Raw genomic sequence first — 1,713 nt, 5'->3', positions numbered from 1 at the left:
TACACCAAGGGCGATTTTATCTCTAAACGGATTGATGTGGCGAGCGATGATTTAATTGACCTTAAAGTTCTTGAAAGTGAAATTGTTCAATTTAACAGAATTTGGGACGTGCAGATTCGGGCGGAGCTGAAGCCAGGGCAAAAAGTTGGGACCTCTGACTATAATTTGATTGCTGACGAGCCGGCTCAATACGAATTGATAGCCTTTGCTGATAACGCGGGAAGCAAAGTGACCGGCAGAGAACGACTTGGTGCTTTTTTTAAAGATGCCAGCCTTTTTGGGTATCGGGATCAGCTTACCATTGGAGCTGTTGTTGCTGACGGAACGGAGTCTGGTTCTTTTATGTATAGTGTTCCTATCTCTACCAAAGGTGCCCGGTTTGATGGGTCATACAACTTTAACCAGATAGAGGTGAAGTCTGGGCCGTTTGAGCCCCTTCAAATTACCGGTGATTCGTCCGATGTAGGTGGCCGTTTGAGCCATCCACTTCTGGTTGACTCCAGGAAGAAACTCTCTGTTTTTGCTGAATATCATCGCAAAAAGTCAACAACTGAATATGCTGGAATAATTAACGGTGAAGTGATCAGCAGGGATACCGGCATGGGTGTTGATTACGAGTATTCCACGGACAATGGTTTCTGGAAGACCAGGCATACGTTCACCCATGGGCGGGACAACGACCAGGATGATCTGCAGTTTTTAAAGTATAACGGGGATCTTGTCTGGATGCACCGGGTCAACGAAAAGATGACCTCAGTTGTAAAAGCCAGTGGTCAGTTGGCTGACTCAGAGCTTTTACCGGCCTTTGATCAGTTTCAGTTAGGCGGCACGTCATCGGTCAGGGGCTACACGGAAGGTGCTTTGAGTGGTGATCAGGGCTACTACGTCAGCGCTGAAATTAACGTCCCTTTGAAATTCTCTGGGGAGGCGGCCAACTTTCTGAATAATCAAATAAGTGGCTTTGGCTTTGTCGATCATGGTGGGGCCTTTCCCTTTAAGGCCGGTGGTGCTTCAATCAATCATGACGATTTTTTAACAAGTGTGGGGTGTGGTCTGGACTTTTCCTTTTCAAAGTGGCTTTCCGGGCGTCTCCATTTTGCTGTTCCGCTCGGTGAACGCGAGCCTGATCAAGCCGATGTCAGGGTGCATTTTTACCTGCAATCAAATATTTTCTAACCCACCCATTGGTTGGCTTTTAATCAATGGGCATCAAATTACCCTTTTTGTGTTGGGATTCTTTGGGTTTTCAAACATCTTTCATGAAACTCTTTGTAGATGCACTAAAAATACTGATAATCGCTCTATTTATTCTTTGTATAGCCTCACCCTCGTCATCTTCTGGAGGAGAGGATGTGTTGCGCCTTCTGGTGTGGGGTGGCTATGCGCCTCGGGGATTTGTTGAACAGTTTGAGCAGAGCATACAGGAAAAATATGATAGGAAGGTGAAATTCAAGGTTTCCTTTGTTGAAAAATCGGATGATTTTTACGACGCTGTCAGAGAGAAAGGTGCCGATCTGATCACAATCAGCCACAATCTGTTTAAAGATGAACGTTTTAACTTTATTTCCAAGAATCTTTTACTTCCACTTGATATTTTCATACTGTTACTCCACCGCAGGCCTCTTTTGAAATCGACAAAGTGTCTCATTTCACAAAAACCCTTTATTTCTTATTAGTTTTTCCATCTAAAACCTGCCGAACAATCATGGCAAG

At 44.6% G+C, this 1,713-nt stretch carries 2 protein-coding genes; both read left to right on the top strand.

Features of this window, described 5'->3' with window-relative positions:
• On the top strand, window positions 1-1,176 hold a 1,176-nt coding region (locus HQK80_16305), incomplete at its 5' end, for a ShlB/FhaC/HecB family hemolysin secretion/activation protein (protein ID MBF0223752.1).
• 83 nt (window positions 1,177-1,259) lie between these two features.
• Complete coding sequence (locus HQK80_16300) at window positions 1,260-1,676, top strand: hypothetical protein (protein ID MBF0223751.1); 417 nt, start codon at window positions 1,260-1,262, stop codon at window positions 1,674-1,676.
• Window positions 1,677-1,713: the final 37 nt, after the last annotated feature.

The sequence above is a fragment of the Desulfobulbaceae bacterium genome (assembly GCA_015231515.1).
GTDB lineage: Bacteria > Desulfobacterota > Desulfobulbia > Desulfobulbales > VMSU01 > JADGBM01.
This window is presented reverse-complemented; position numbering and strand designations above follow the sequence as displayed.

Bases quoted from the DNA above. Each gene is read 5' to 3' on its own strand.
- HQK80_16300 (MBF0223751.1), top strand. From the start codon at position 1,260: ATGAAACTCTTTGTAGATGCACTAAAAATACTGATAATCGCTCTATTT.